This window comes from Brevibacillus sp. NRS-1366 (assembly GCF_050467985.1).
Map to the genome: position 1 here is coordinate 225,582 of NZ_JBITPN010000021.1, position 20,644 is coordinate 246,225.

A 20,644-nucleotide genomic window follows, 5' to 3' on the forward strand; every position below is an offset into this window, starting at 1 on the left:
GACAGCGCTGTACGTGGTTGAAATTTACTCCACTTTTATTAGGTAGACACCCAGGCATTTTTTAACGTCGTTCGTATACTGTAGCGTAATGCATACATGAGATGGGGTGAAATTTTGAAAGATGGGAATCGTCCAAAATTATCATTTTCTCATGAACGTGGGGATATGGAAGACTTCATAGAGCTGCAGCAGTTATTGGCAGGTCCGCATAAAATTCTGTATGAGGGTACTAGTGAGTATCAAAATGTGCTGGTTTTAGAATCTCCAAATATACAGATGTACTTGAATAATCAGTTGCAATTCAACTCGATGGACGAACGGATTTATCACGAAGCTCTTGTTCACCCTGCTATGAACCTTGCTCACAAGCATGATCGTGTTTTGTGTGTAGGCGGTAATGATGGTCTGTTGCTGCGTGAAGTTTTCAAATATGCGGATGTCAAAGAAGTCGATTTGGTTGGTATCTCCCTAAGTTTACTGAATGTCATCAAGCAATTGCCTGAAATGAATGCCCTCAACGAGCGAGCGTTGTTCGACAAGCGCTTGAGAGTTTTTGGTGAGGATATTAATACGTACTTAACAAGGGAAAGCGAAAAATACGATGTGATCATTGTAGATTTTCCAGACCCGGTCAATAAAGAAATTGGGAATTTCTATTCATTGCCGATTTTTAATGGTCTATTCTCCCTTTTATCCGAAGATGGCATATTAGTTTGTCAGTCACATTCTCCGAAGAAAGTACCATTGTTGTTCTGGAGTATAGCACGTACACTTGAAAGTGCCAGTTTTAAGACACTTAGCTATCATCTGACTGTCCCTTCATTTGGTGATTGGGGATTTCATATCGCAGGAAAAAACCCTCTTGTTTGGCAGAAAAAGAATTTCACTATTCCACATCGAACACTTCCTGAAGATATATCGGCATGGTTTCAATTCCCCACACAGGTTCTATCCGTTCGCAAGAGTGCCCATGTCAACACAGTAGACAATCCAAACATGCACAAACTCTACTCCCCTCTGCTTCCAGATCCGACAGCAAAGCTCATCGCTTTAAGCGGTCTCCAAGATTACGATCAAAGTAATTCGAACGAAAATAGTTCCAGTGACACCGAAGACTTAATTGAATTGCAGCAATTGCTGTCTGGACCCAACCGGATCCTGGAGCAAGGCTCCTTTGACGGTAACCAAGTTTTTATCATCCAATCGAAAGATGTTCGTATGTACTTGGATAAGCAGTTGCAATTCAGCTCTTTGGATGAACGAATTTACCATGAAGCACTCGTTCACCCCGCAATGACACTTATTCCCAAACGTGAACGTATCCTAATAGTAGGGGGAGGCGACGGATTTGCCGTGCGAGAAGCCCTCAAATATACGGATGTGGGGCACGTTGATCTTGTAGATCTTGATCCGCTAGTTCTTAAAGTGGCAAAGAGTGTAAAAAAAGTGGCGTCATTAAATGAACATTCTTTGAGTGATACACGAGTCACGATCCATCAAATGGATGCCCGTGTGTTTTTGTCGAAGCAAGGGGATTTTTATGATGCCATAATTGTTGATTTCCCAGATCCTGCCGATGAAGTGGTAAGCAGCTTGTATACGGCAGAGTTCTTTCATACCATGTTCCAGCATTTGACTCCGAACGGCGTCTTGGTTTGTCAATCTCATTCACCGGAGAGCGCTCCGTCTGTGTACTGGAGCATAGGAAAAACACTTAAAAGCATAGGATTAAACACCCTAAGCTACCACGTCACTGTACCCTCGTTCGGTGATTGGGGATTTCATTTGGCGGCAAATAAGCCTCTTGTGTGGGGGGATAGAAAGATCACCGTTCAGAATGAAACGATTCCGGAAAAGCTCAACTCGTGGTTTCATTTCTCGAAGAAAATCCAATCTGTTCGGAGGCATGCCAAGGCAAACAGAATGAGCAACATTAACTTACACAAATTATATATGAAGGAAGTCGGAGTCAACTAAAAGTCTGCTAGTTACGTATATTAGGATTACATGTGTTTGATCCGGACAGCAGCTGAAAGGAGGATTTCATGGTTAATAGGATACGGCAAATGGTATCTGACGGTTCTCTGTTCGATGCAAGAACTGTGTCCCTCCGCGATTATATTTCCAAGGATGACGAGCCGGACGGAAAGTACCGAATTCTGCGCCGAGTTAAGACGCCGATACAGCGAATCGCGGTAGTCCGGCAAAAAAATGGGGAAGTGCTGGTCTATGGTGATGGCTACGTGATGTTTGGAACCACAGAGGATGACAATATGTGGGCCGAAGCCTTGGTGCATATACCTATGTCCGTTGCCCAGACACCGAAGCGAATCCTGATGATTGGCGGCGGCGGTGGAATTACAACGCGAGAAATCCTTCGATACACTGAGGTGAATAAGGTCACGGTGATTGACAAAGACGATGTAATGATGGATTTAGGGAAAACATTCAAGCCTCTGGTTAAATTTAATAAGGGCTCGCTGAACGACCCCAAGGTGCGCACAATAATAAAGGACGGCAGGGCATTCGTGGAGAAAAGCCGGAAGCAGTGGGATGTCATCATCATTGACATCCCAGAACCCAGCAATAAGGCCCTTGCACTTGGCAAACTGTACAGCAGGGAGTTTTACAGACTCCTGAAACAAAGACTAACACCAGGCGGAGTGATAGCTATTGCTTCCTCCATTCTATCGGAGATGCCAGAATTCTGCTGGAGTATTGTGGCAACCCTTAAGGCAGCTGGTTATTATGTGTTGCCCTATCACTTCGACGCCATAGAGAAATATGAACAGGACTGGTGCTTTTGTTTAGCAGCCACCAGACCGATATCGCCCAGTGACGTGAACATTCAGATCGACACCAGCTTCCTGACTCCAGAAAAAATCAAGGATATGCTGCAGATTCCACTCAAGTATCAGCAAAAGTGGAGTGATAGAATGATTCAGACCGATAGCAACAAGGTTTTAGCTACAATCCATGAGCAACACTGAAGGGAATCGTTTGCTCACATCCCTATGGATTTTTTTCAAAAGCCAGCTTCATGCCAAATAGCAGTAGCACCAATCCCGATATGCCCTGAACAGCACGCTGCGTAGAAGGCTTCTTCATCCACGTACTCATCAGATCAATGACGTACACATAGAGCAAAAACCAGATAACGGTGAGAACCGTATAGGTTATTCCCATCATGAGAAACGGGAAGAATGGCTCACTGCCCGCCGGCAAAAATTGCGGTAGAAAGGTAAGGAAAAAAACGGCTACCTTTGGATTCAAAAGATTAGTCAGAAAGCCTTGTAAAAACGCCGATTTGTGGCGATATTTTGATTCTACCTCTACTGGGGCAAAGCTCTCTTTTTTCTTAATGACGGCGTACAGGGTAGTTACACCGAGATACACCAGATAAATCGCCCCTACGTACTTGAACACCGAAAACAGCATCGCGGATTTGACAATGAGCGCAGAAAGACCACAAACAGCCGCCATCGTATGAATGAGAAGTCCGGTAGAGATGCCTGCTAGTGTTTGCAGCCCGCCTTTGCTTCCGTGTGTCACTGTGTTCTTCGTGACCAATCCCGTATCCGGGCCGGGTAAAATGATCAACAAGATGGACATCACCACAAACAGTAAAAAATGCTCCATTCCTTGCCCCACCTTCTGCAACCGATTTTGGCTTCACTATAACACAGAGCATCCACAGGCAAAATACCGGCTTTTAGAAGCTAACTGACTTACATGTGAAAAGCCGCTTTCCCGTTTACCCGGGACAGCGGCTTTTTCCAGTTGGCTTTTCTCTTTTGCTATTTCCTCAAATTGTTACGCCGAGGCGTCTTTAGCACTTGCAGGCACATGTAGCAAATGACCCCGAACAAAATCGTAATGATCATCGAGTGAATAAGGGTCGCGTACAGGTGGAGCTTAAACAATACCACGAAGCCCCCACTGAACACTTGCGCCATGACCAGCACAAACGACAGGATGCTCGCACCATAAAGATCTCGACGCGTTTCCTTAAAATGACGAACGGCGTAAATCATCGTCGCAAGGAGCAAAATTGCCAGAACCAAGGCACCGAGCCTGTGTACAAACTGAATCCCTACCTGGCCGGAAAGCTCCGGAATCAGCTTGCCACCGCACAGTGGCCAGTCGCTGCAAGCCATGCTAGACCCCGTATGACGTACGTACGCGCCCAAATAGACCACACCATACGCATAAATCGTTACTCCCCAGATCCAATTGCGAAATCCTTTGGAGACTGTTCCTTGTACGACCGCTTCCATTTTGTCCCGCTGCAGAACATACAGGCTAAGCAAAAACACACCCGTAAACGCAAGCAGCGAGAAACCAAAGTGAAGGGCCAGTACAGAAGAGGATTGCGGCCAGATTACTGCGGAAGCGCCCAGAATGGACTCCAGCACGATGAAAAACAAGCCGAACAGTGCCAGATTGCGTACTTCCTTGTTGCCCCGAAAGTGGCGCCAGCACAGCACCGAAAAAATCACTACGATAATACCGGCAACCCCGGTTATTAGACGGTGCATATATTCAATTATTGAAGCCAAGGTATACTCCGGGACCCATTTGCCATTGCAAAGCGGCCAGTCGTTTCCACATCCAAGACCGGAATCCGTTTTGGTTACGAGCGACCCGGCTATCATGACGATAAACATGACGAGAGTAGCAAGAACGGCTAGAGGTTTCAGCCATTTTTCCATAGTGAATACACCCTGTTTCTAGAGAGGATTAAGACCCTGTACAATAGTGGCCTCTTACTTATTGTCCTCTCTTACATTAATGAAACATCCCCTGTTAAACAAGGGATGTTCCGTGAACATTTGGTGAGTGTTTCGTGTCAATAATAGTGCACCATGGTGCTAATGACGATCGAAGCACAGAAAATCGTCAAATACAAAATCGAATAGCCAAACAGCTTGCGAGCCCATGCGAGATCATCCTTGGCCTTGAAGCCTTGGAACAGAAGTACCATGTACACAAGCCCCATCACACCCATGACAATCAGGTAGACATACCCTACGCTGCCATGAATGAAGAGCAACAGAGAAGCCGGGAACAATACGGATCCCCACAGCATCATTTGTCTCTTTGTTTCGGCAAAGCCTTTGACTACTGGTAGCATGGGCAGATTGCCAGCACGGTATTCTTCTGTTTTCAGCATCGCCAGCGCCAAGAAATGCGGCGGCTGCCACAAGAACAATACGAGGAACAACAGCCAAGCGGCCGAGTCCATGCTATTCGTTACCGCTACCCATCCGATCACTGGAGGAGCAGCACCGGAAATTCCGCCAATCACCGTATTGAGCGTAGTTACGCGCTTCAGTGGTGTATAGATCAACACGTAGAAAATATGACCAATCAATCCCCACACTGCAGCCAATGGGTTAGCAAAAACAGCGAGGACAGCCAAGCCAGCCAAGAGCAAACCAATCCCGACAAGCAGAGCATTTCGAGGTGAAATTCGCCCCGTTGCAAGTGCTCGGCCTTTGGTCCGTTCCATTTTTTTATCCAGGTCACGATCATAAAAGTTGTTTAACGCCGCACCTGACATAATCACCAAAGCAGTACCTATCATGGTGAAGATTGCGAGTACCCAGTCTGGATATCCATAAGACGCCAACCAAAGGGCTGCGAATGTAGTCATCAGGTTGGACATCGTAATACCAGGCTTCGTCAGTTGTACATAATCACGCCAAGTTGCCTGTTCTACCGATTGTGTATGCAAAGAGGGATCGGTTTGGAGCGATTCCTGCATAGTCACTTGCTGGTCCACGTTTTGTACCTCCTGTCCTGAATCTATCTTCCAAAAATAACATCGATAACGCCCGCTGTTTCACCGCCAGGATAAATCAGGTACAACAAGGTATAAACCGTTGCGCCCGTAATCGCTGTGATGAACCAGACAATAGAAGTCCAAGGACCAATTTTTCTATGCTTTGCATAATTCTTTTTGTAAGCGTGTCTGATCGTGACCAGTCCCATCACGCCACCAACCGTTGCCAGTATAATGTGGAAGATCAAGAAAGTCTGGTAGATCGGCTTTAAGCTGTCAGGACCGCCAAAATGGGTATTTCCGAGAAAAGCGGTTCTGGAAACATATGTGATAAAGAAGATCGTCGCACAGATTGCAGCCCACTTCATAATCTTCATATGTCTTTCTATTTGTCTCTTTGCAATCGCATACCAGCCAAAAGCGACCAGAATGCCGCTGATGACGATAAACAAAGTGCTTATTGTAGGCAACAAAATGGACATTTCCTACACCTCATTCATCTAATCTGTCTGTTTACGCTCTGCCTTCGTCAGTGGCAGGAGTTTTCATTAGGATGTTTGCAGCGGATGGCTGTAGGTCCATCGGCAAGTCTTCTTGCTTCTCTTGCTTATACCAGTGATAGAAGACATAGGCCAACACACACCCGTATACGAGTTCCTGCACCAGTTTCATAATAATCCCGCCCAAACGCTGGTCACTAAACGTATCGAGGCTAGAGAAAATCTGCGGAGCCGAAATGTAGGTGGCGTACAAAGGATTTTCAGCAAAAATAATCAGCGCACAGGCTGGGGTAATGAGTACCCCGTTCGCAAAAATATAGGTGAGTTTTTTCAAACCTGCCAGCTGCTTCTTATTATCTGATAGCGGGCTCACAATCGGCCACCACATGGCAAACGCGGCAAAGACCAGAATAACGTGATAGACAGTCATCCACTGATGATTGAGGGCTGCCGCATCAAAGATGAACGGAATATGGTAAAAGGAAAACAACGTATTGAACATAAGCGCTGCGACTAGCGGATGTGTCACTGCTCGAAGTATGGCTTTTAGTGCTTTGGGTCGAAAGATTCTTTCCAGGAGCCACTCGGGCATCGCCAGCAGCACGATGGGAGGCAGTGCAAAGTATAAGATAGATTGTTGCAGCATGTGCAAACTAAACAGGTAATGATGGCCATAATAGCTGATTGGGCTCCCCTGAGCTGTGTAAAACAATACTAAAGCAAAGATAAACAGTAATTTTTGCCGAGTTGTGGCCACTGTTGCATTGGCAAATCGCTTATGCAGCGGACCCGTCACCAGAAAATATAGACAGGCTACTAAAAGCGTAAATAGCATCACATCAGGACTCCACAAATCCGAAAACGATGCCGTCCCTACTCCGGATGACATATCGTGTTGATGACTTCCCATGAATATCCTCCCTTCCTATTAGAAAACCTGGCTACGCCATGCCTTTTGGCGGAGTCGCGGTTGCTCTTATACTGGATATGAATTTTATAAATTCCTATCTGTACTAAAAAGGGTGCCCTCTTTACATTCTTCATTATACCGTTGTTTCCACTCTTCTTAGAGGATAAAAATGAACAAAGTGTTGACAAATAGGGTGGCGAAGAAAGCAAGAAGTGGGCGGGCTGTAGGGGAGGAGAGGAAATCGGAGAAAACACTCCAGGTTCTTGGGTCACTTGCTGGGGGTCATTCCTGCACGGCTCCATGAAAAAAGAGAAACCGCGTCCAAAGTAGACGGTCCATGACGCTTCTCAGAGGTGGACGCTTAAGAGCGTGTTTCTCTTTTTTCGTTCCACCTCGGCTGTGCCCCAAAGACCTTCGCTGTTTTCTCCGGTTTCCTCTCACGAGTGTTTAGTTTTACACTGGCTTTCTTTTTGGGGGTAAACGCTGAGGGCAAAAAAAAGAAGCCCAGATCTTAATCTGGACTTCTAGCTGGAGATTGCTCCGTTTTTTATAGACCAAAGGAAACAAATTTCGTTTCCAGGTACTCATCCATTCCGAAGTGGCCGCCTTCGCGGCCGATTCCGCTTTCCTTGAAACCACCGAATGGCGCCTGGGTTTGGGTTGGCGAACCGTCATTGATGCCGACGATGCCGTATTCCAATTCCTCTGCCATGCGGAAGCAGCGTTGGTTGTCCTTCGTGTATACATATGCGGCCAAGCCGTAACGCGTGTTGTTTGCCTGCTTCACTACCTCTGCTTCGTCAGTGAATCGTACCATTGGAACAACAGGTCCAAACGTCTCTTCAACAGAAATTCTCATTTCTTCCGTTACACCCGTGATGACAGTTGGTTCGCAATAGAAGCCGTTTGCATATTCGCCATCAGTCAAGCGGTTGCCGCCGAAGACGACCTGACCGCCTTTTCCTTTTGCATCTTCAATATGCTCCAGTACTTTGTTCAGAGCGCGCTCGTTCACCAATGGACCGATTTCCGTTTCCTTCTGGCGACCGTCTCCCACCTTCGCTCTTTTCAGACGCTCAACCAATTTTTCCGTGAAGGCTTCCGCCACTTCTTCGTGAACATACAGGCGATTTGTGCAAATGCACATTTGACCGGAGTTGCGGAATTTACTTTCAAACAAACCTTTTACGGCTGCATCCAAATCAGCATCGGCAAACACGATGAACGGCGCATGTCCGCCAAGCTCCATGCTGACGCGCTTTACTTGCTTGGCTGCCCCTTCCATCAGGAGCTTGCCGACGCGAGTGGATCCAGTAAAGCCAATTTTGCTAAGCTTCGGATTATCAATGAATTCCTGGCCGATCGACTCCGGCTTGCCGACAACGAGGTTGACTACGCCTTTCGGAAAACCGGCTTGCTCGATTAGCTCAAACAGACGAATTGCGGACAAGGGCGTGCTTTCGGCAGGCTTCAGGACTACGGTGCAACCCGCTGCCAAGGCTGGGGCAATTTTACGAGCAACCATGTTCACAGGGAAATTCCATGGCGTAATCGCTCCGACTACACCCACTGGCTGACGCAGGACCATGATACGCTTGTTCGGTACGGAAGACGGGATCGTCTCGCCGTATACACGCTTTGCTTCCTCTGCGTACCAGACAAAGTTGTCCGCTGCGCCCAGCACTTCTCCTTTTGCTTCACCAAGCGGTTTACCCATCTCAGCGGAGATGAGTCCTGCCAGCTCATCGCGATTCTTTTTCACCAGCTCGGACAGGTTGTATAAGTATTTGGAGCGCTCACGGGCAGTCAGGCGAGACCAGCCGGCAAACGCCTCATGTGCAGCATCAATTGCTTTTTTGGCATCACGGCCGTCACCGAAGGAGGCTTCCCCTACTACCTCGCCCGTTGCCGGATTTGTAATTCGGGTGGTTTCGCCGCTCTGGGCAGCAACCCATTCTCCATTGATATACATTTGTTTGTACTCTCCCACGACACTCGCTCCTCTCATTCTCTTCAATAAATTGGTTTTAGAGCCTCAAACGGATTCTTGCAGTTTCGGCAATACAAAATACTGCGACAGGCTGCAGGACCAAACAGATTTTCCAGCTGTGTGTAGACAGAATCACAGAAAGGACATGACACATCCCACGAATCTCCCGGCATAAAACCTGTCGGCGGCGGTGCGATGCCAAAGCTTTTCAACTTGTCCCGAGCATCGAGAGCAATGCGGTCCGAAGTCCAAGCCGGATCATAAACGAAGCGAACCTGTACTTCTGCAATGCCTTTCACTTCTATCAGCTTTTCTGTGATGTTCTTTTTCATGATTTCGAGTGCCGGACAACCGACAAAAGTAGGGAGTACTTCAACCTCCACGACGCCCGACTCCACTCGCACCTTGTGAATCATGCCCATTTCGACCATGCTGATCACCGGGATCTCCGGATCTTTTACATCCTGCAGCATTTCCCAGCAAATCGCTTCTTGCGATTCATACTGCGTGGTTTTATCGCTCGTCATAGAGAATCACCCCTTTACCATTTCGCGGCTGGATCCATGCGGTACACTTCAGACAAGGTTGCGAGCGCTTGAGTAAGATCTGCTGTGTGCTCTCCTGCGCGTCCCTTTTCTGCGGGTACGCCAGGATCACCCGGCCAGCTCAGTCCTGCTTTTTGGAAAATGTCTTTGGTGTTGGTCAGCCATTTTTGTCTGAGCAGCTCTTCCCCTGCAATCAGACCAAAGCGGACGATGTTTTCTGCATTTTGACCGAGGCTGCAAAGCTCTCCCGCATCTTCCCACACTTTGGCAATGGCGGCCTCTAGCTTGCCGTGGGCTTCTTGTGTACTATTCGCAAGCTGCTTCAGCCATACCTGCCAGTGCATCAGGTGATAACGATGCTCTGTCAGCATTTTGCGACTAATCAGAGCAAGCGGCTCATAAGAGGATTGGAGCAGTGCTTCGAGGCGCACCTGCTTGTGCAGACCGTATACGTAGCTGCGGACAATCGCATACGCCCAATCGTAGTGCGGATTGTCGTTGTACTCGCCAGTACCGTTTTTGCGTTCAACCAGAATGGCATTGCGGAATGCTGAGGAATCACGCAGCTGTGCGAGATCGTCAGCTTTGCCCAGACCTAAGTCTTCCAGCATCTGATAGTACATCACAGCATGCCCCATCATGTCCTGAGACATGGAGGAGAAAGCCACGTCTTCCTCAATATGAGGAGCGAGCCCGAGCCACTCCGAACCCCGATAAGCGAGGATGAAATCATCGTCAGCAAGTTGGAACAACAGATCAGCCAAGGCCTGCGCGTATTCCTGGTTTTGTTTTGCTTGTTCAACTGTTTCTACACGTACGATATCGCCCATGATTGAATAAACGCCTCCTTAGCTGCCGTTTCCTGCATGCTTTTGTTGTTCTTCGTACTGTTCCTTATGATGGCGCCATCTCGCCTGCAGGTCACCGTAGCCTCTCGTCTCCCGGTAGCTCTTGTTGTCCAATCGCTCCAGGAAAGGACGTTCTTCAGGCGGCAAGCCATGGATGTTATCCCTTTTTACCACCCAAAGATTAAAACAAGGTTCCCTCCGAAGGAAATTCTCGCGGGCCATGGTGAGCGCTACCTCTTCATTTGGTGCCAACAAGCTGAATTGGTGGACAAATGAAGCGCTTACGTTTTTCTGACTAAAAACTTCGTATATGAAAAAGTTCTCATTTGCTTTCGCTTCCATGCTCATTTCATTCACCTACCCTGCACGTCGGCCGAACGACATGATTGCGTCCCGCACCCATTTTGTTTCTTCATAAGACATTTCACGCAGATTCAGGCGGTGGGCTGAACGAGGTCCTTTGCCTTTCACAATCTGTTTGAACTCTTCCCAATCAGGTTGTTGGTACACCCACATATCCTTCTCTTCATCGAAGTAAATCGTATCGTCTGGTACAGTGAATCCAAGGTGGAATACCCGTGGCAAATATTTTTTTAAGAAAATTTGGCGCAGCTCTTCGTTGGTTTGCGTACGGATCTTGTAACGCATGTTGGATGCTTGATTGCTCGTGATGTTGCCGTTCTCAGGCGGGCCAAAGAACATCAAGAGCGATGGCCACCAGCGAGTGATCGCCTCTTGCAGCATTTGACGCTGCTCGGCTGTACCCTCAGCCAGCTCAAGCACGATGCTTTCTCCATGTTGCGCGTGGAACTTCTCCTCCGCACAAATCCGGTGCAAGGCCCGCGCATAAGGTGCGTAAGATGTATCAAGCGACATGGATTGTGTGATGATCGCCGCTCCGTCCACTAACCATCCAATCACACCTGCGTCCGCCCAGGTTGGTGCCTCCATGTGAAATACGTTGTGAAACTTCAGCCGGCCAGTAAACAAATCTTGCATCATATCTTCACGCGTTTTACCCAGAGGCGCGATGAGGTCTTCCGCCACTCGCAACAGAAGCTGTCCGTGACCCATTTCATCCTGTACCTTCGCCATGATCGCCAGCTTGCGACGCAGCGTTGGTGCTTTTGGTACCCATTCCTTCTCCGGCAATGCTCCCATAATTTCACTCATGCCGTGCATCGAAATGAGTTTGATCAATTGATTACGGTAGTCATCTGGCATCCAGTCGTCGGCTTCCATTTTTTCACCGCGGTCGATACGCGCTAAAAACGCTTCCATTTTTTCGTTCTCTGTCATGTCAAAACGCTCAATCTGTGTTTGCATGGAGCAAGCCCTCCTTAAAACCAAATTCATTACGAATTTTTTATGATACGTTTTTATAACGCAATAATAACATAACGTCATACATTTTCGCAATAGGCATCATTTTCAAAACATTCATTCCGAAGGGTCCGTTGATACTGCTGCTTTCTCAACTCCTCGGACATACCTCTTTGCCAATCTTTTTTACCACCCGCCGTTTTTCTGCTATGGCCATGGCATTGATACTTCCTTCCCGCAATTCGTCCCCTACCTGTATCCCCAGGTTCAAGCCTTTTGCCGGATAATAAGCCAGAAATTTTTCTCTATCTGCGACGCCCACCATACGCTCGAGTAAAAATGCCTTTTGCAGCATGGGGGCAACCATCAGAATGCTAGTTCTATTCCCTCCGCAGGACTCCATTTGCGGAAAGAACAGCCAGTTCATCATGCCCGATCGTTTTTTCGTTATTTTAAAATCTGGAACTTTCCATCTTTCACTTCAACCATGATCATGCTGTCTTCCATCAAACCGTTGTGGTCTTCAGCAGAGAAAGAAAACTCCCCTGTTACACCCGTATACATTCATTTTTCCCTTGTCCAGATGAAGCTAGCTAGCCCGCGAATCAGTGTAAAGTTAATTGTTATCGGAATAATCTAACTATTTTAGTTAGCTCGTACCCCTTGGTATCACGTCTCTTTTTTTCCTAATTTAAAAGTTTACATCTAATTTTTTGGAAAATGTCCGGGCAAAAAAGGCCCTAGGCTTTCTAGGGCGCCTCTGTGCATGGCTGCCACCTATTGTGGTGCTCCCTCGTATAATGTCTCGAAGAATCGAACAGCCCCTGGATTTAACATCTGATAGTAATTTTGGAACAGCTCGTCCGCTTCTTTTCCTAACCAGAGATCTGGCAGAAGCTCCTGCGGCAAATCAGGATCAATGAACAAAAACTTGCGATATTGGTGGACCAGCTTGGTCTTTTCTACAAAGCAGTGGCTGTCAGCAACTTCTTCGTTATGACGGAGCCTCTCACCCAGCGCCTCGTACTCGGTTTGGTAAGCGTCAATGAATTCGCGGTATTTCGCATTGATCTCCTCGATATTCCAGCATTTTTGCACCAGTTGCTTAGGATCTCTCCACCCGAGATGTTCTGCTGAAAAGATCTCTACGTGCTCGGTGATCTCATGTGCCTCGGTCAGCTCCTTGATCCGATCAGCCAGATTGTTAGGGCTGATCCAGGTGCTGGTCGTCAACATTCCGAAGCCCATCCAGCCTAGCTCCTTGCGCAGTTGATCCCGCAGTGCGCGACGTTCTTCCGGAATGTTGTAGCTGGCAATGCACCATTTTCCATCCCAACGGTCCGTTTCTACCTTGTAGATACGGGCAGCGGCCTCTTCCAGACGTTTTTTGCCACGTTCGGAAAACGAATAATAGCTGCGATTTCCTATCTTTCTAGATTCAAGCCAGCCTTGGCGGAGCATCCGTGAGATCGCGGCGCGAACCGCAGGCTCAGACAAACCGAACTCTCCCATTAGCCTGGTCAAACTACCAATCCAGATCTCATTTCCATAATGGCGCACATAGTCACCGTAAATGGTGAACAGCATGGATTGTGGCTTCATGTTTCTTCAACCCCCAGATCGATTCTTACCTCTTTGCTGTGAAATTGTATCATATCTTTTGCAAGTGCGTTATCGACCTAGAATATATAACGAAACAAGGGAGCATTGCTCCCCGCTCTGTTTTGATGTCACACACGCTCGATAATTGTCGCGATTCCTTGACCAACACCGATACACATCGCTGCCAGACCATACCTGGCGTCGCGGCGCTCCATTTCGTACAGCAAGGTCGTCAGGATACGTGCCCCGCTGCAACCAAGCGGATGTCCCAACGCGATGGCCCCGCCGTTTACATTGACGCGGTCGGGATCGACACCCAGCTCGCGTACGCTGGCTACAGCTTGTGCTGCGAATGCCTCGTTGAACTCAAACAGATCGATCTGCTCTATGCCAAGACCCGCTTGCTTGAGTGCCTTGCGTGTAGCTGGAACAGGACCAATACCCATGACGGATGGATCGACACCTGCCACAGAGGAAGCGACGATACGTGCGCGCGGCTTAAAGCCTGCTTGCAGCGCCGCCTCCTGTTTCATGATCAGCAATGCACTGGCGCCGTCATTCAGACCGCTCGAATTACCTGCAGTCACTGAACCATCTGATTTAAACACCGGTTTTAGCTTTTGCAATTGCTCGATAGTCGTTTCCGGACGGGCATGCTCATCGCGATCAAAATAAGACACATCACCCTTTCGCCCGCGCAGCTCTACTGGAACGATTTCCGCCTCCCATTTGCCTTCTGCCAGTGCACGCGCATAGTTTTGCTGGCTTCGAAGAGCAAACGCATCCTGATCTTCGCGGCTGATCCGGTGCTGCTCCGCTACATTTTCAGCGGTTTCACCCAGACTGATCGGGGGATACATCTCTGCCATTTTGTCATTGACCAGTCTCCAGCCCAACGTAGTATCAACCAACTGCTGGTTGCCGCGCTGAAAAGCCGTACCTGGCTTCATCATCACGAGCGGCGAACGTGTCATGCTTTCAGTGCCACCGGCAATATACACTTTTCCCGCGCCTGCTTTGATCGCATTGGCGCTTTGGTTGACAGCCTCCAGACCTGATCCACACAAACGATTCACCGTGACACCAGGAACATCAACCGGTACACCAGCGAGCAGCAAAGACATGCGGGCTACGTTGCGATTGTCCTCGCCAGCCTGATTGGCACAACCAAAAATGACATCGTCAATACTCTTTGGATCGATCGGATTTCGCTCCAACAGTTTCCGAATCACTAGAGCACCCAGATCATCCGGGCGCACGTCTTTTAAAGCTCCGCCAATACGTCCAATCGGCGTCCGCAGAGCATCTACAATTACAGGTGTATTCATCGCCAACTCCTCCACTTCTTGGCCAGTTTCTCTTTCCTTACAGTACTTCTACCAACGTAGCCAATCCTTGTCCTCCACCGATACACAAAGAAACGATGCCATAGCGTTTTTTACGACGGCGCAGCTCGTACAAAATCGTACCTGCCAACCGGGCACCGCTGCAGCCAAGCGGATGGCCAAGAGCGATTGCCCCGCCATTTACGTTTGTCTTCTCTGGCGGCAGTCCCAGCTCGCGCATGCAAGCGAGTGATTGAGAAGCAAAGGCTTCATTTAATTCGAATAGATCAATTTGATCTACGGTCATGTTGACTTCTGCGAGCAGCTTTTGAATCGCCGCGACCGGCCCAATCCCCATGATACGCGGGTCTACCCCGGCACTGACGAAATGGATAATCCGTCCCAACGGTTCGAGGCCTGACTCTTTCAGCTTTTCTTCGTTCATCAGCAGGAGAGCAGCCGCTCCATCATTAATCCCGGACGAATTGCCAGCAGTGACGCTGCCATTTTTGCGGAATGCAGGGCGTAGCTTGGCTAGCGACTCTACACTGGAATCGCGACGCGGGAATTCATCTGTGTCGAATATGGTTTCTTCGCCTTTTTTGCCACGGAGTATAACGGGTACGATCTCCTCACGAAATCGTCCCTCATCAATTGCCGCAATCGCCCGTCTTTGGCTTTCCGCGGCAAACTGATCCTGATCCTCGCGGCTGATTCCGTAGCGTTCTGCCACATTCTCTGCTGTATCTCCCATCGTCAGCTCGCCGTAAAGGGAGATCGGTGCAGAACGAGGCCCGCCGAATGATTCCATCAGGGTCTGTCCACCGCGTTGGAACGGCAGTTCAAATTTTTCCATGATATACGGCGAGCGGGTCAGGTTTTCCACACCACCCGCCAGCATGACACTGCTGTGTCCGGCCTGGATGGACTGCGCTGCCAGATTGACCGCCTCCAAGCCAGAAGCGCATACCCGGTTTACAGTCAAGCCCGGCACCGTTTCCGGCAAGCTTGCTTTTAGAAGCCCCACACGTGCGATGTTGATAAAAGGTCCCGCCGAAATCACGTTCCCCATAATGACTCCATCCACACTCTCACCAGTTTGTCCTGCCTGCTTCAGCGCACCGTTTAAAACGATCGCAGTCAGATCATCGATGGGCGTATTTTTCAGACTGCCGCCTAATTTACCGATCGGTGTGCGAACAGCTGCCGTCACATATACACCCTTACGTGCCTGTGTCATTGCTCACACCCCTCTTTGGTTTCATAATGGTAAAAGCCCAGGCCGCTTCTCACACCAAAACGTTTGGCGAGTACCAGCTTTCGCAGAAGCGGTGCTGTGCGATATCGTTCTTCGGCCAGATCGCGCTGCAAGCCACGCGAAATGGCATACACTTCATCCAGTCCGATCCGATCTGCCCATTCCAGCGGCCCATACGGATAATTGGTTCCCTTTTTCATCGCTGTGTCGATGTCCTCTCGGGTCGCTGCCTTTTCCATCAAAGCAAATGCCGCCTCGTTAATAATCAATGAAAGGATGCGCGGAAATACGAGCCCCACCTCGTCCTCCACGACTTCTGTCTCTTTGCCGAGCGATTGAAAAAGAGACACCGCCGCCAGTAACGCCGCTTCTTCCGTTTGCAGGGCAGGGGCGATTTCGATCAGCTCTCGCTCAGCCAAAGGCACGAGCGTCCCAAAGCCGCACACGCGCTCAGGATGCTTGGTCCAGGAGGCAGCTTCTGTCGCCGTAATGGCGAGCGAAGTCGTCACAATGGGCACACCAACTGGCAGCAATTGGTCTAGTGCGCAAAGCTCTTGTCGCTTCGCCTCTAGATCGACGCTGTTTACTTCCATCGCGAGTAAAACCGTACCCGGCTCACTTGCTGCTTCCTCGCGCGATAGCACCCGAAAGCCCTTATCGGTAAGCAGTTGATGAAACTCTGCATAGAGCGGGCTGTCACCCGCAAGCAGAACCGCCTTATTTGCTGTAGTCATAGAAGCCTTCCCCCGTCTTTCTGCCCAGGCTGCCGGCCTGTACCATCCGTTGCTGAATCCGGCTGGGCTTGAATCGTCCTTCGTGGAAGAAATCGCAATACACCGACTCAGTCGTAGCAAAATTGATGTCGATCCCAATCATGTCCTGCAGCTCGAACGGCCCCATTTTGAATCCGCCAGCCCTTTTCATGATTCGATCAATCTGTTCCACACCGGCTACATTGTCGCCGAGAATACGCAAGGCTTCATTATAGTAAGGGCGGGCGATCCGATTAACGATAAAACCAGGTGTATCCGTCACGAGTACAGGCACTTTGCCCAGTTGCTTCGCAAAACAGTAGGCCAGCTCCACATTTTCTTCGTTAGATTTCTTTCCGCGTATGACCTCAACCAGAGGCATGACGGGTGCGGGATTGAAAAAATGAAACCCGAGAATACGCTCGGGATGAGGTAATCCTCCAGCAATTTCCGTAATCGAAATGGAGGAAGTATTGGTCAAGAGCAGTGCATCGCTCCGACAAATCCGAGAGAGCTCGCCAAAAATCGTTTTTTTCAGATCCAGCCGCTCTGGTACCGCTTCAATTACGATATCGCACGTAGCCAATTGATCCATATCCGAGACGAGATTCATTCGCTCAAGTGTGTCTACCTTTTGCTGCTCACTGATTTTGCCTTTTTCCACATCCTTGGTCAGGATGGATTGCAGATAGCTGCGCGCTTTGTCCAAAACAGCCTGATTCGCATCCAATAATTTGACCTGATGCCCTTTGCGGCCACATACAAGAGCGATTCCTGCCCCCATCGTTCCGGCACCGATGACGCCCACTGTTTTCGTCTCCACTGCTATAAACCTCCCCTTTTGGCTATCGGCCTGTAAAGCGAGGAGCACGTTTTTCCATGAAGGCGGTAACCCCTTCTTTGTGATCCTCCGTACTGCCTGCCGCATCCTGCGCAAACGCTTCATATTCCAAGGTCTCTTCCAAATTCATCTCAAGCCCCTTGTACATGGTGCGCTTGATTAAACCGATTGCACGGGTAGGCAGCGCAGCCAGCTTGCGCGCATACGACATCGCTTCTTCCCTGAAGGAGTCAGCAGGATATATTTGGTTGACGAGGCCAATGCGCAGCGCTTCCTCTGCAGAGATCTTTTCGCCGGTCATCGCTAGCTCCAGCGCTTTGCCGATCCCGACGATGCGCGGCAGGAAGTAGCAGCCACCCGAGTCTGGCACCAATCCGATGTTGACAAACGCATTAACGAGCGAAGCCTTATCAGACGCGAGCCGAATATCACAAGCAAGCGCTACACTCATTCCTGCACCTGCTGCTACTCCATTGATCGCAGCTACAATTGGCTTTTCCGTTTTTTGGAATTGCAGAATCATCGGATTGTATCGTTTGCGCAAAAATCCGCCAAAGTCCACATTCCCGCCTGACACATCTCCTAAATCCTGTCCAGCATTAAACGCCCGACCTGTTCCCGTAAACAAAATGCAGCGAACCTCGGGTGCCTTTTGCGCCTGTTTCAAGGCTTCAGTGATTTCCTTGTTCATCAGCTCAGTAAAAGCGTTGAATTTTTCTGGACGGTTCATCGTAATGACTGCGACGCCTTCGGATACTTCGTAGAGAATCGTTTCGTACATGGCTGCCTCCTAGTTTCCCGTAAACCGGGGTTTGCGTTTTTCCAGGAAGGCTTGCATTCCTTCCTTCCGATCTTCGCTTGCGAGCAGCAAATAAAAACTGTTCCGTTCATAATCCATGCCTTCTTGAAGCGGCAGATCCTCTGCCTTATGCACTGTTTTCTTGATCACTTTGACAGCGAGCGGTGCCTGATTGGCGATTCGTTTGGCCAGTTTGAGTGCCTCGCTGTAATATGCTTCCACTGGCACTACACGGTTGACCAAACCATACTGCCAGGCTTCCTTGGCAGAGATTGGCTCTCCCGTGAGCAGCATTTCCATCGCTTTGCGAAGACCGACCGCGCGAGTCAGACGCTGCGTGCCACCTGCCCCCGGCATCACGCCAAGATTGATCTCCGGTTGTCCGATTACCGCCGTTTCCGATGCGATTACGATGTCGCAGTTCATCATTAATTCACAGCCGCCACCAAGTACAAAGCCGCTGACAGCTCCGATGATTGGCTTGGAAATCCTTGACATGCGATCCCATACGGCAAACTGATCTCTTTGCATGATTTCGATTGCAGATGCTTCCGCCATTTCATTGATATCCGCCCCAGCGGCAAAAGCTCTGTCATTGCCAGTGATAACAATCGCACCGATCGCGGGGTCGCGGTCAAACTGCTCTAGCGCTTCCACCAGCTCATCTATCAACTGCAAATTTAGGGCATTGAGAATTTTCGGTCGATTGAGCGTTACAATACCTACGGCTTCATCATTTGTTACCGTGATGTATTCATAGGACACGAAGAGTCACACCTTTCCCCAGACATGTCGATTTAGATTGCAACCGATTAAATGGCAGCTTGGGGTTTGTTCCGGTTATCCACGACACGGATAGCTTTACTTTCACTCCGCAACAAGGAGTTTGGCGGCAAGATGCGCAGGACTACGGAAACACCCAACGTATTTTTGATCATATGACCGATCTCTTTGGTTAATGGCGCAAGTGCAGCATTTTCATTCTCGGCGATTTTACTTGCATAATCCTGATTTAGCTCGCAGTGAACTTCAAATCGGTCTAATGCCCCATCGCGTTCGATCACTACTTGGTACTGAGGTGCCAGTTGTTCAAAGGTTAACAAGACAGACTCAATCTCCGTCGGGAACACGTTGACGCCGCGAATGATCAGCATGTCGTCCACACGCCCTTTGATGCGCGACATGCGCATGGTCGTGCGGCCGCATTTACATGGCTCAGGATTGAGCGAAGCGATATCACCAGTACGGTAGCGTACAACTGGAAAAGCTTCCTTCGTCAAGGAGGTGAACACGAGCTCTCCTTCTTGACCGTATGGCTGCACTTCACCCGTGCTCGGATCAATAATTTCTGCATAGAAATGGTCTTCGGCGATATGCAGACCATCCTGCGCTTCATGACACTCGATGGATACACCTGGTCCCATGACTTCAGAGAGACCGTAAATGTCGACTGCCTTGATGTCGAGTGCTTCTTCCAATTGAACGCGCATCTCTTCGGACCATGGCTCTGCACCAAAAATGCCGTACTTGACGCTCGTTTCTCGCGGGTTGATCCCCATCTTTTTCATTTCTTCCACGATGTTCAGCACGTACGAAGGTGTAGCTGCCAGTCCGCGCGGTTTGAAGTCTTCAATCAGGCAAATCTGACGGGACGTGTTTCCACCTGATACCGGTACAGCTACTGCTCCCATATATTCGATTCCGTTGTGCAGACCGAGTCCACCCGTGAACAGTCCATAACCGTAAGCATTGTGAAAAATATCCCCAAGCTGTCCACCTGCGCAGCAGATGGCACGAGCTACGATTTCCGCCCAGTTTTCGAGGTCTTTTTTGGTGTAGCCTACGACAGTCGGTTTTCCTTTTGTTCCAGACGAACCGTGGATTCGGGCTACGTCCTTCATATCAACCGCGAACAGATTGAATGGATAGTTTTCACGCAAATGCGTCTTTTTCATAAACGGAAGTTTCTGAATATCTTCGATGGATTGAATATCCTCCGGCTTTACCCCTGCTGCATCCATCGCTTCTTTGTGAAAGGGAACTCGTTCGTATACGCGTTTCACAGTCTCTTTGAGGCGTCCCAATTGAAGTTCTGTCATTTCATCCCTTGACAGCGCTTCCATCTCCTTATTAAAGATCATATCTCTTCCCCCATTCTGTTACTTC

At 49.0% G+C, this 20,644-nt stretch carries 21 protein-coding genes; 2 read left to right on the forward strand and 19 right to left on the reverse strand.

Going from position 1 to position 20,644, the window contains the following annotated elements; all coding sequences use genetic code 11:
- Positions 1-165 precede the first annotated feature (165 nt).
- Together ACIFQN_RS15280 and ACIFQN_RS15285 are read left to right on the forward strand one after the other, a co-directional pair.
- On the forward strand, positions 166-1,977 hold the full coding sequence (locus tag ACIFQN_RS15280; protein WP_429833893.1) for a spermidine synthase: 1,812 nt from the start codon (positions 166-168) through the stop codon (positions 1,975-1,977).
- A gap of 68 nt (positions 1,978-2,045) precedes the next feature.
- Entirely contained in the window at positions 2,046-2,990 is a 945-nt protein-coding gene (locus ACIFQN_RS15285) for a spermidine synthase (RefSeq protein ID WP_429833894.1), read from the forward strand.
- A gap of 22 nt (positions 2,991-3,012) precedes the next feature.
- Here ACIFQN_RS15285 and ACIFQN_RS15290 read toward each other — a convergent pair whose 3' ends face one another.
- From ACIFQN_RS15290 to ACIFQN_RS15380, 19 genes are all read right to left on the reverse strand, one after another.
- Positions 3,013-3,639, reverse strand: coding sequence for a LysE family translocator (locus ACIFQN_RS15290; protein ID WP_429833895.1), 627 nt, complete (start codon positions 3,637-3,639; stop codon positions 3,013-3,015).
- A 158-nt stretch (positions 3,640-3,797) separates the two neighbouring features.
- A complete protein-coding gene (locus ACIFQN_RS15295; protein ID WP_429833896.1) occupies positions 3,798-4,712 on the reverse strand; it encodes a COX15/CtaA family protein in 915 nt (304 codons plus the stop codon).
- 137 nt (positions 4,713-4,849) lie between these two features.
- Positions 4,850-5,785 (reverse strand): heme o synthase, encoded by a 936-nt coding sequence (gene cyoE, locus ACIFQN_RS15300; RefSeq protein WP_429833897.1) that lies wholly within the window; start codon positions 5,783-5,785, stop codon positions 4,850-4,852.
- A 23-nt stretch (positions 5,786-5,808) separates the two neighbouring features.
- Positions 5,809-6,267 carry a DUF420 domain-containing protein gene (locus ACIFQN_RS15305; protein ID WP_429833898.1) on the reverse strand — a complete coding sequence of 153 codons (459 nt, stop codon included), beginning with the start codon at positions 6,265-6,267 and terminating at the stop codon, positions 5,809-5,811.
- Positions 6,268-6,298: 31 nt separating this feature from the next.
- The gene (locus tag ACIFQN_RS15310) at positions 6,299-7,195 is read right to left on the reverse strand and encodes a cytochrome c oxidase assembly protein (protein WP_429833899.1); all 897 of its coding nucleotides are present in this window, start codon (positions 7,193-7,195) and stop codon (positions 6,299-6,301) included.
- Between the two features lie 547 nt (positions 7,196-7,742).
- Positions 7,743-9,185: an NAD-dependent succinate-semialdehyde dehydrogenase gene (locus tag ACIFQN_RS15315; RefSeq protein ID WP_429833900.1), complete on the reverse strand. Its 1,443-nt coding sequence runs from the start codon at positions 9,183-9,185 to the stop codon at positions 7,743-7,745.
- Positions 9,186-9,208: 23 nt separating this feature from the next.
- The gene (gene paaD, locus ACIFQN_RS15320; RefSeq protein ID WP_429833901.1) at positions 9,209-9,712 is read right to left on the reverse strand and encodes a 1,2-phenylacetyl-CoA epoxidase subunit PaaD; all 504 of its coding nucleotides are present in this window, start codon (positions 9,710-9,712) and stop codon (positions 9,209-9,211) included.
- Positions 9,713-9,726: 14 nt separating this feature from the next.
- Positions 9,727-10,560: a 1,2-phenylacetyl-CoA epoxidase subunit PaaC gene (gene paaC / locus ACIFQN_RS15325; RefSeq protein WP_429833902.1), complete on the reverse strand. Its 834-nt coding sequence runs from the start codon at positions 10,558-10,560 to the stop codon at positions 9,727-9,729.
- A gap of 18 nt (positions 10,561-10,578) precedes the next feature.
- A complete protein-coding gene (paaB, locus tag ACIFQN_RS15330; protein ID WP_429833903.1) occupies positions 10,579-10,926 on the reverse strand; it encodes a 1,2-phenylacetyl-CoA epoxidase subunit PaaB in 348 nt (115 codons plus the stop codon).
- A 9-nt stretch (positions 10,927-10,935) separates the two neighbouring features.
- On the reverse strand, positions 10,936-11,904 hold the full coding sequence (gene paaA / locus ACIFQN_RS15335; protein WP_429833904.1) for a 1,2-phenylacetyl-CoA epoxidase subunit PaaA: 969 nt from the start codon (positions 11,902-11,904) through the stop codon (positions 10,936-10,938).
- 148 nt (positions 11,905-12,052) lie between these two features.
- Entirely contained in the window at positions 12,053-12,331 is a 279-nt protein-coding gene (locus ACIFQN_RS15340; protein WP_429833905.1) for a hypothetical protein, read from the reverse strand.
- 347 nt (positions 12,332-12,678) lie between these two features.
- Positions 12,679-13,503, reverse strand: a complete 825-nt coding sequence (paaX, locus tag ACIFQN_RS15345) for a phenylacetic acid degradation operon negative regulatory protein PaaX (protein WP_429833906.1) — start codon at positions 13,501-13,503, stop codon at positions 12,679-12,681.
- A gap of 128 nt (positions 13,504-13,631) precedes the next feature.
- The gene (locus tag ACIFQN_RS15350; RefSeq protein WP_429833907.1) at positions 13,632-14,831 is read right to left on the reverse strand and encodes a thiolase family protein; all 1,200 of its coding nucleotides are present in this window, start codon (positions 14,829-14,831) and stop codon (positions 13,632-13,634) included.
- Between the two features lie 37 nt (positions 14,832-14,868).
- Positions 14,869-16,068, reverse strand: coding sequence for a thiolase family protein (locus ACIFQN_RS15355; RefSeq protein ID WP_429833908.1), 1,200 nt, complete (start codon positions 16,066-16,068; stop codon positions 14,869-14,871).
- Positions 16,065-16,820, reverse strand: coding sequence for a 3-hydroxyacyl-CoA dehydrogenase family protein (locus tag ACIFQN_RS15360; protein ID WP_429833909.1), 756 nt, complete (start codon positions 16,818-16,820; stop codon positions 16,065-16,067). The genes ACIFQN_RS15355 and ACIFQN_RS15360 overlap by 4 nt, the downstream gene beginning before the upstream one ends.
- Positions 16,804-17,661 carry a 3-hydroxyacyl-CoA dehydrogenase family protein gene (locus tag ACIFQN_RS15365; RefSeq protein ID WP_429833910.1) on the reverse strand — a complete coding sequence of 286 codons (858 nt, stop codon included), beginning with the start codon at positions 17,659-17,661 and terminating at the stop codon, positions 16,804-16,806. The genes ACIFQN_RS15360 and ACIFQN_RS15365 overlap by 17 nt, the downstream gene beginning before the upstream one ends.
- A 22-nt stretch (positions 17,662-17,683) precedes the next feature.
- Positions 17,684-18,460, reverse strand: a complete 777-nt coding sequence (locus tag ACIFQN_RS15370; protein WP_429833911.1) for an enoyl-CoA hydratase-related protein — start codon at positions 18,458-18,460, stop codon at positions 17,684-17,686.
- A gap of 9 nt (positions 18,461-18,469) precedes the next feature.
- Positions 18,470-19,243, reverse strand: coding sequence for an enoyl-CoA hydratase-related protein (locus tag ACIFQN_RS15375; protein WP_429833912.1), 774 nt, complete (start codon positions 19,241-19,243; stop codon positions 18,470-18,472).
- A 47-nt stretch (positions 19,244-19,290) separates the two neighbouring features.
- On the reverse strand, positions 19,291-20,619 hold the full coding sequence (locus ACIFQN_RS15380) for a phenylacetate--CoA ligase family protein (RefSeq protein WP_429833913.1): 1,329 nt from the start codon (positions 20,617-20,619) through the stop codon (positions 19,291-19,293).
- Between the last annotated feature and the right edge of the window lie 25 nt (positions 20,620-20,644).

Coding starts and splice junctions, on each gene's coding strand:
- ACIFQN_RS15280 (WP_429833893.1), top strand. CDS start 166: ATGGAAGACTTCATAGAGCTGCAGCAGTTATTGGCAGGTCCGCATAAA.
- ACIFQN_RS15285 (WP_429833894.1), top strand. CDS start 2,046: ATGGTTAATAGGATACGGCAAATGGTATCTGACGGTTCTCTGTTCGAT.
- ACIFQN_RS15290 (WP_429833895.1), bottom strand. CDS start 3,639: ATGGAGCATTTTTTACTGTTTGTGGTGATGTCCATCTTGTTGATCATT.
- ACIFQN_RS15295 (WP_429833896.1), bottom strand. CDS start 4,712: ATGGAAAAATGGCTGAAACCTCTAGCCGTTCTTGCTACTCTCGTCATG.
- ACIFQN_RS15305 (WP_429833898.1), bottom strand. CDS start 6,267: ATGTCCATTTTGTTGCCTACAATAAGCACTTTGTTTATCGTCATCAGC.
- ACIFQN_RS15310 (WP_429833899.1), bottom strand. CDS start 7,195: ATGGGAAGTCATCAACACGATATGTCATCCGGAGTAGGGACGGCATCG.
- paaD (WP_429833901.1), bottom strand. CDS start 9,712: ATGACGAGCGATAAAACCACGCAGTATGAATCGCAAGAAGCGATTTGC.
- paaC (WP_429833902.1), bottom strand. CDS start 10,560: ATGGGCGATATCGTACGTGTAGAAACAGTTGAACAAGCAAAACAAAAC.
- paaB (WP_429833903.1), bottom strand. CDS start 10,926: ATGAGCATGGAAGCGAAAGCAAATGAGAACTTTTTCATATACGAAGTT.
- paaA (WP_429833904.1), bottom strand. CDS start 11,904: ATGCAAACACAGATTGAGCGTTTTGACATGACAGAGAACGAAAAAATG.
- ACIFQN_RS15340 (WP_429833905.1), bottom strand. CDS start 12,331: ATGATGAACTGGCTGTTCTTTCCGCAAATGGAGTCCTGCGGAGGGAAT.
- paaX (WP_429833906.1), bottom strand. CDS start 13,503: ATGAAGCCACAATCCATGCTGTTCACCATTTACGGTGACTATGTGCGC.
- ACIFQN_RS15350 (WP_429833907.1), bottom strand. CDS start 14,831: ATGAATACACCTGTAATTGTAGATGCTCTGCGGACGCCGATTGGACGT.
- ACIFQN_RS15355 (WP_429833908.1), bottom strand. CDS start 16,068: ATGACACAGGCACGTAAGGGTGTATATGTGACGGCAGCTGTTCGCACA.
- ACIFQN_RS15360 (WP_429833909.1), bottom strand. CDS start 16,820: ATGACTACAGCAAATAAGGCGGTTCTGCTTGCGGGTGACAGCCCGCTC.
- ACIFQN_RS15370 (WP_429833911.1), bottom strand. CDS start 18,460: ATGTACGAAACGATTCTCTACGAAGTATCCGAAGGCGTCGCAGTCATT.
- ACIFQN_RS15380 (WP_429833913.1), bottom strand. CDS start 20,619: ATGATCTTTAATAAGGAGATGGAAGCGCTGTCAAGGGATGAAATGACA.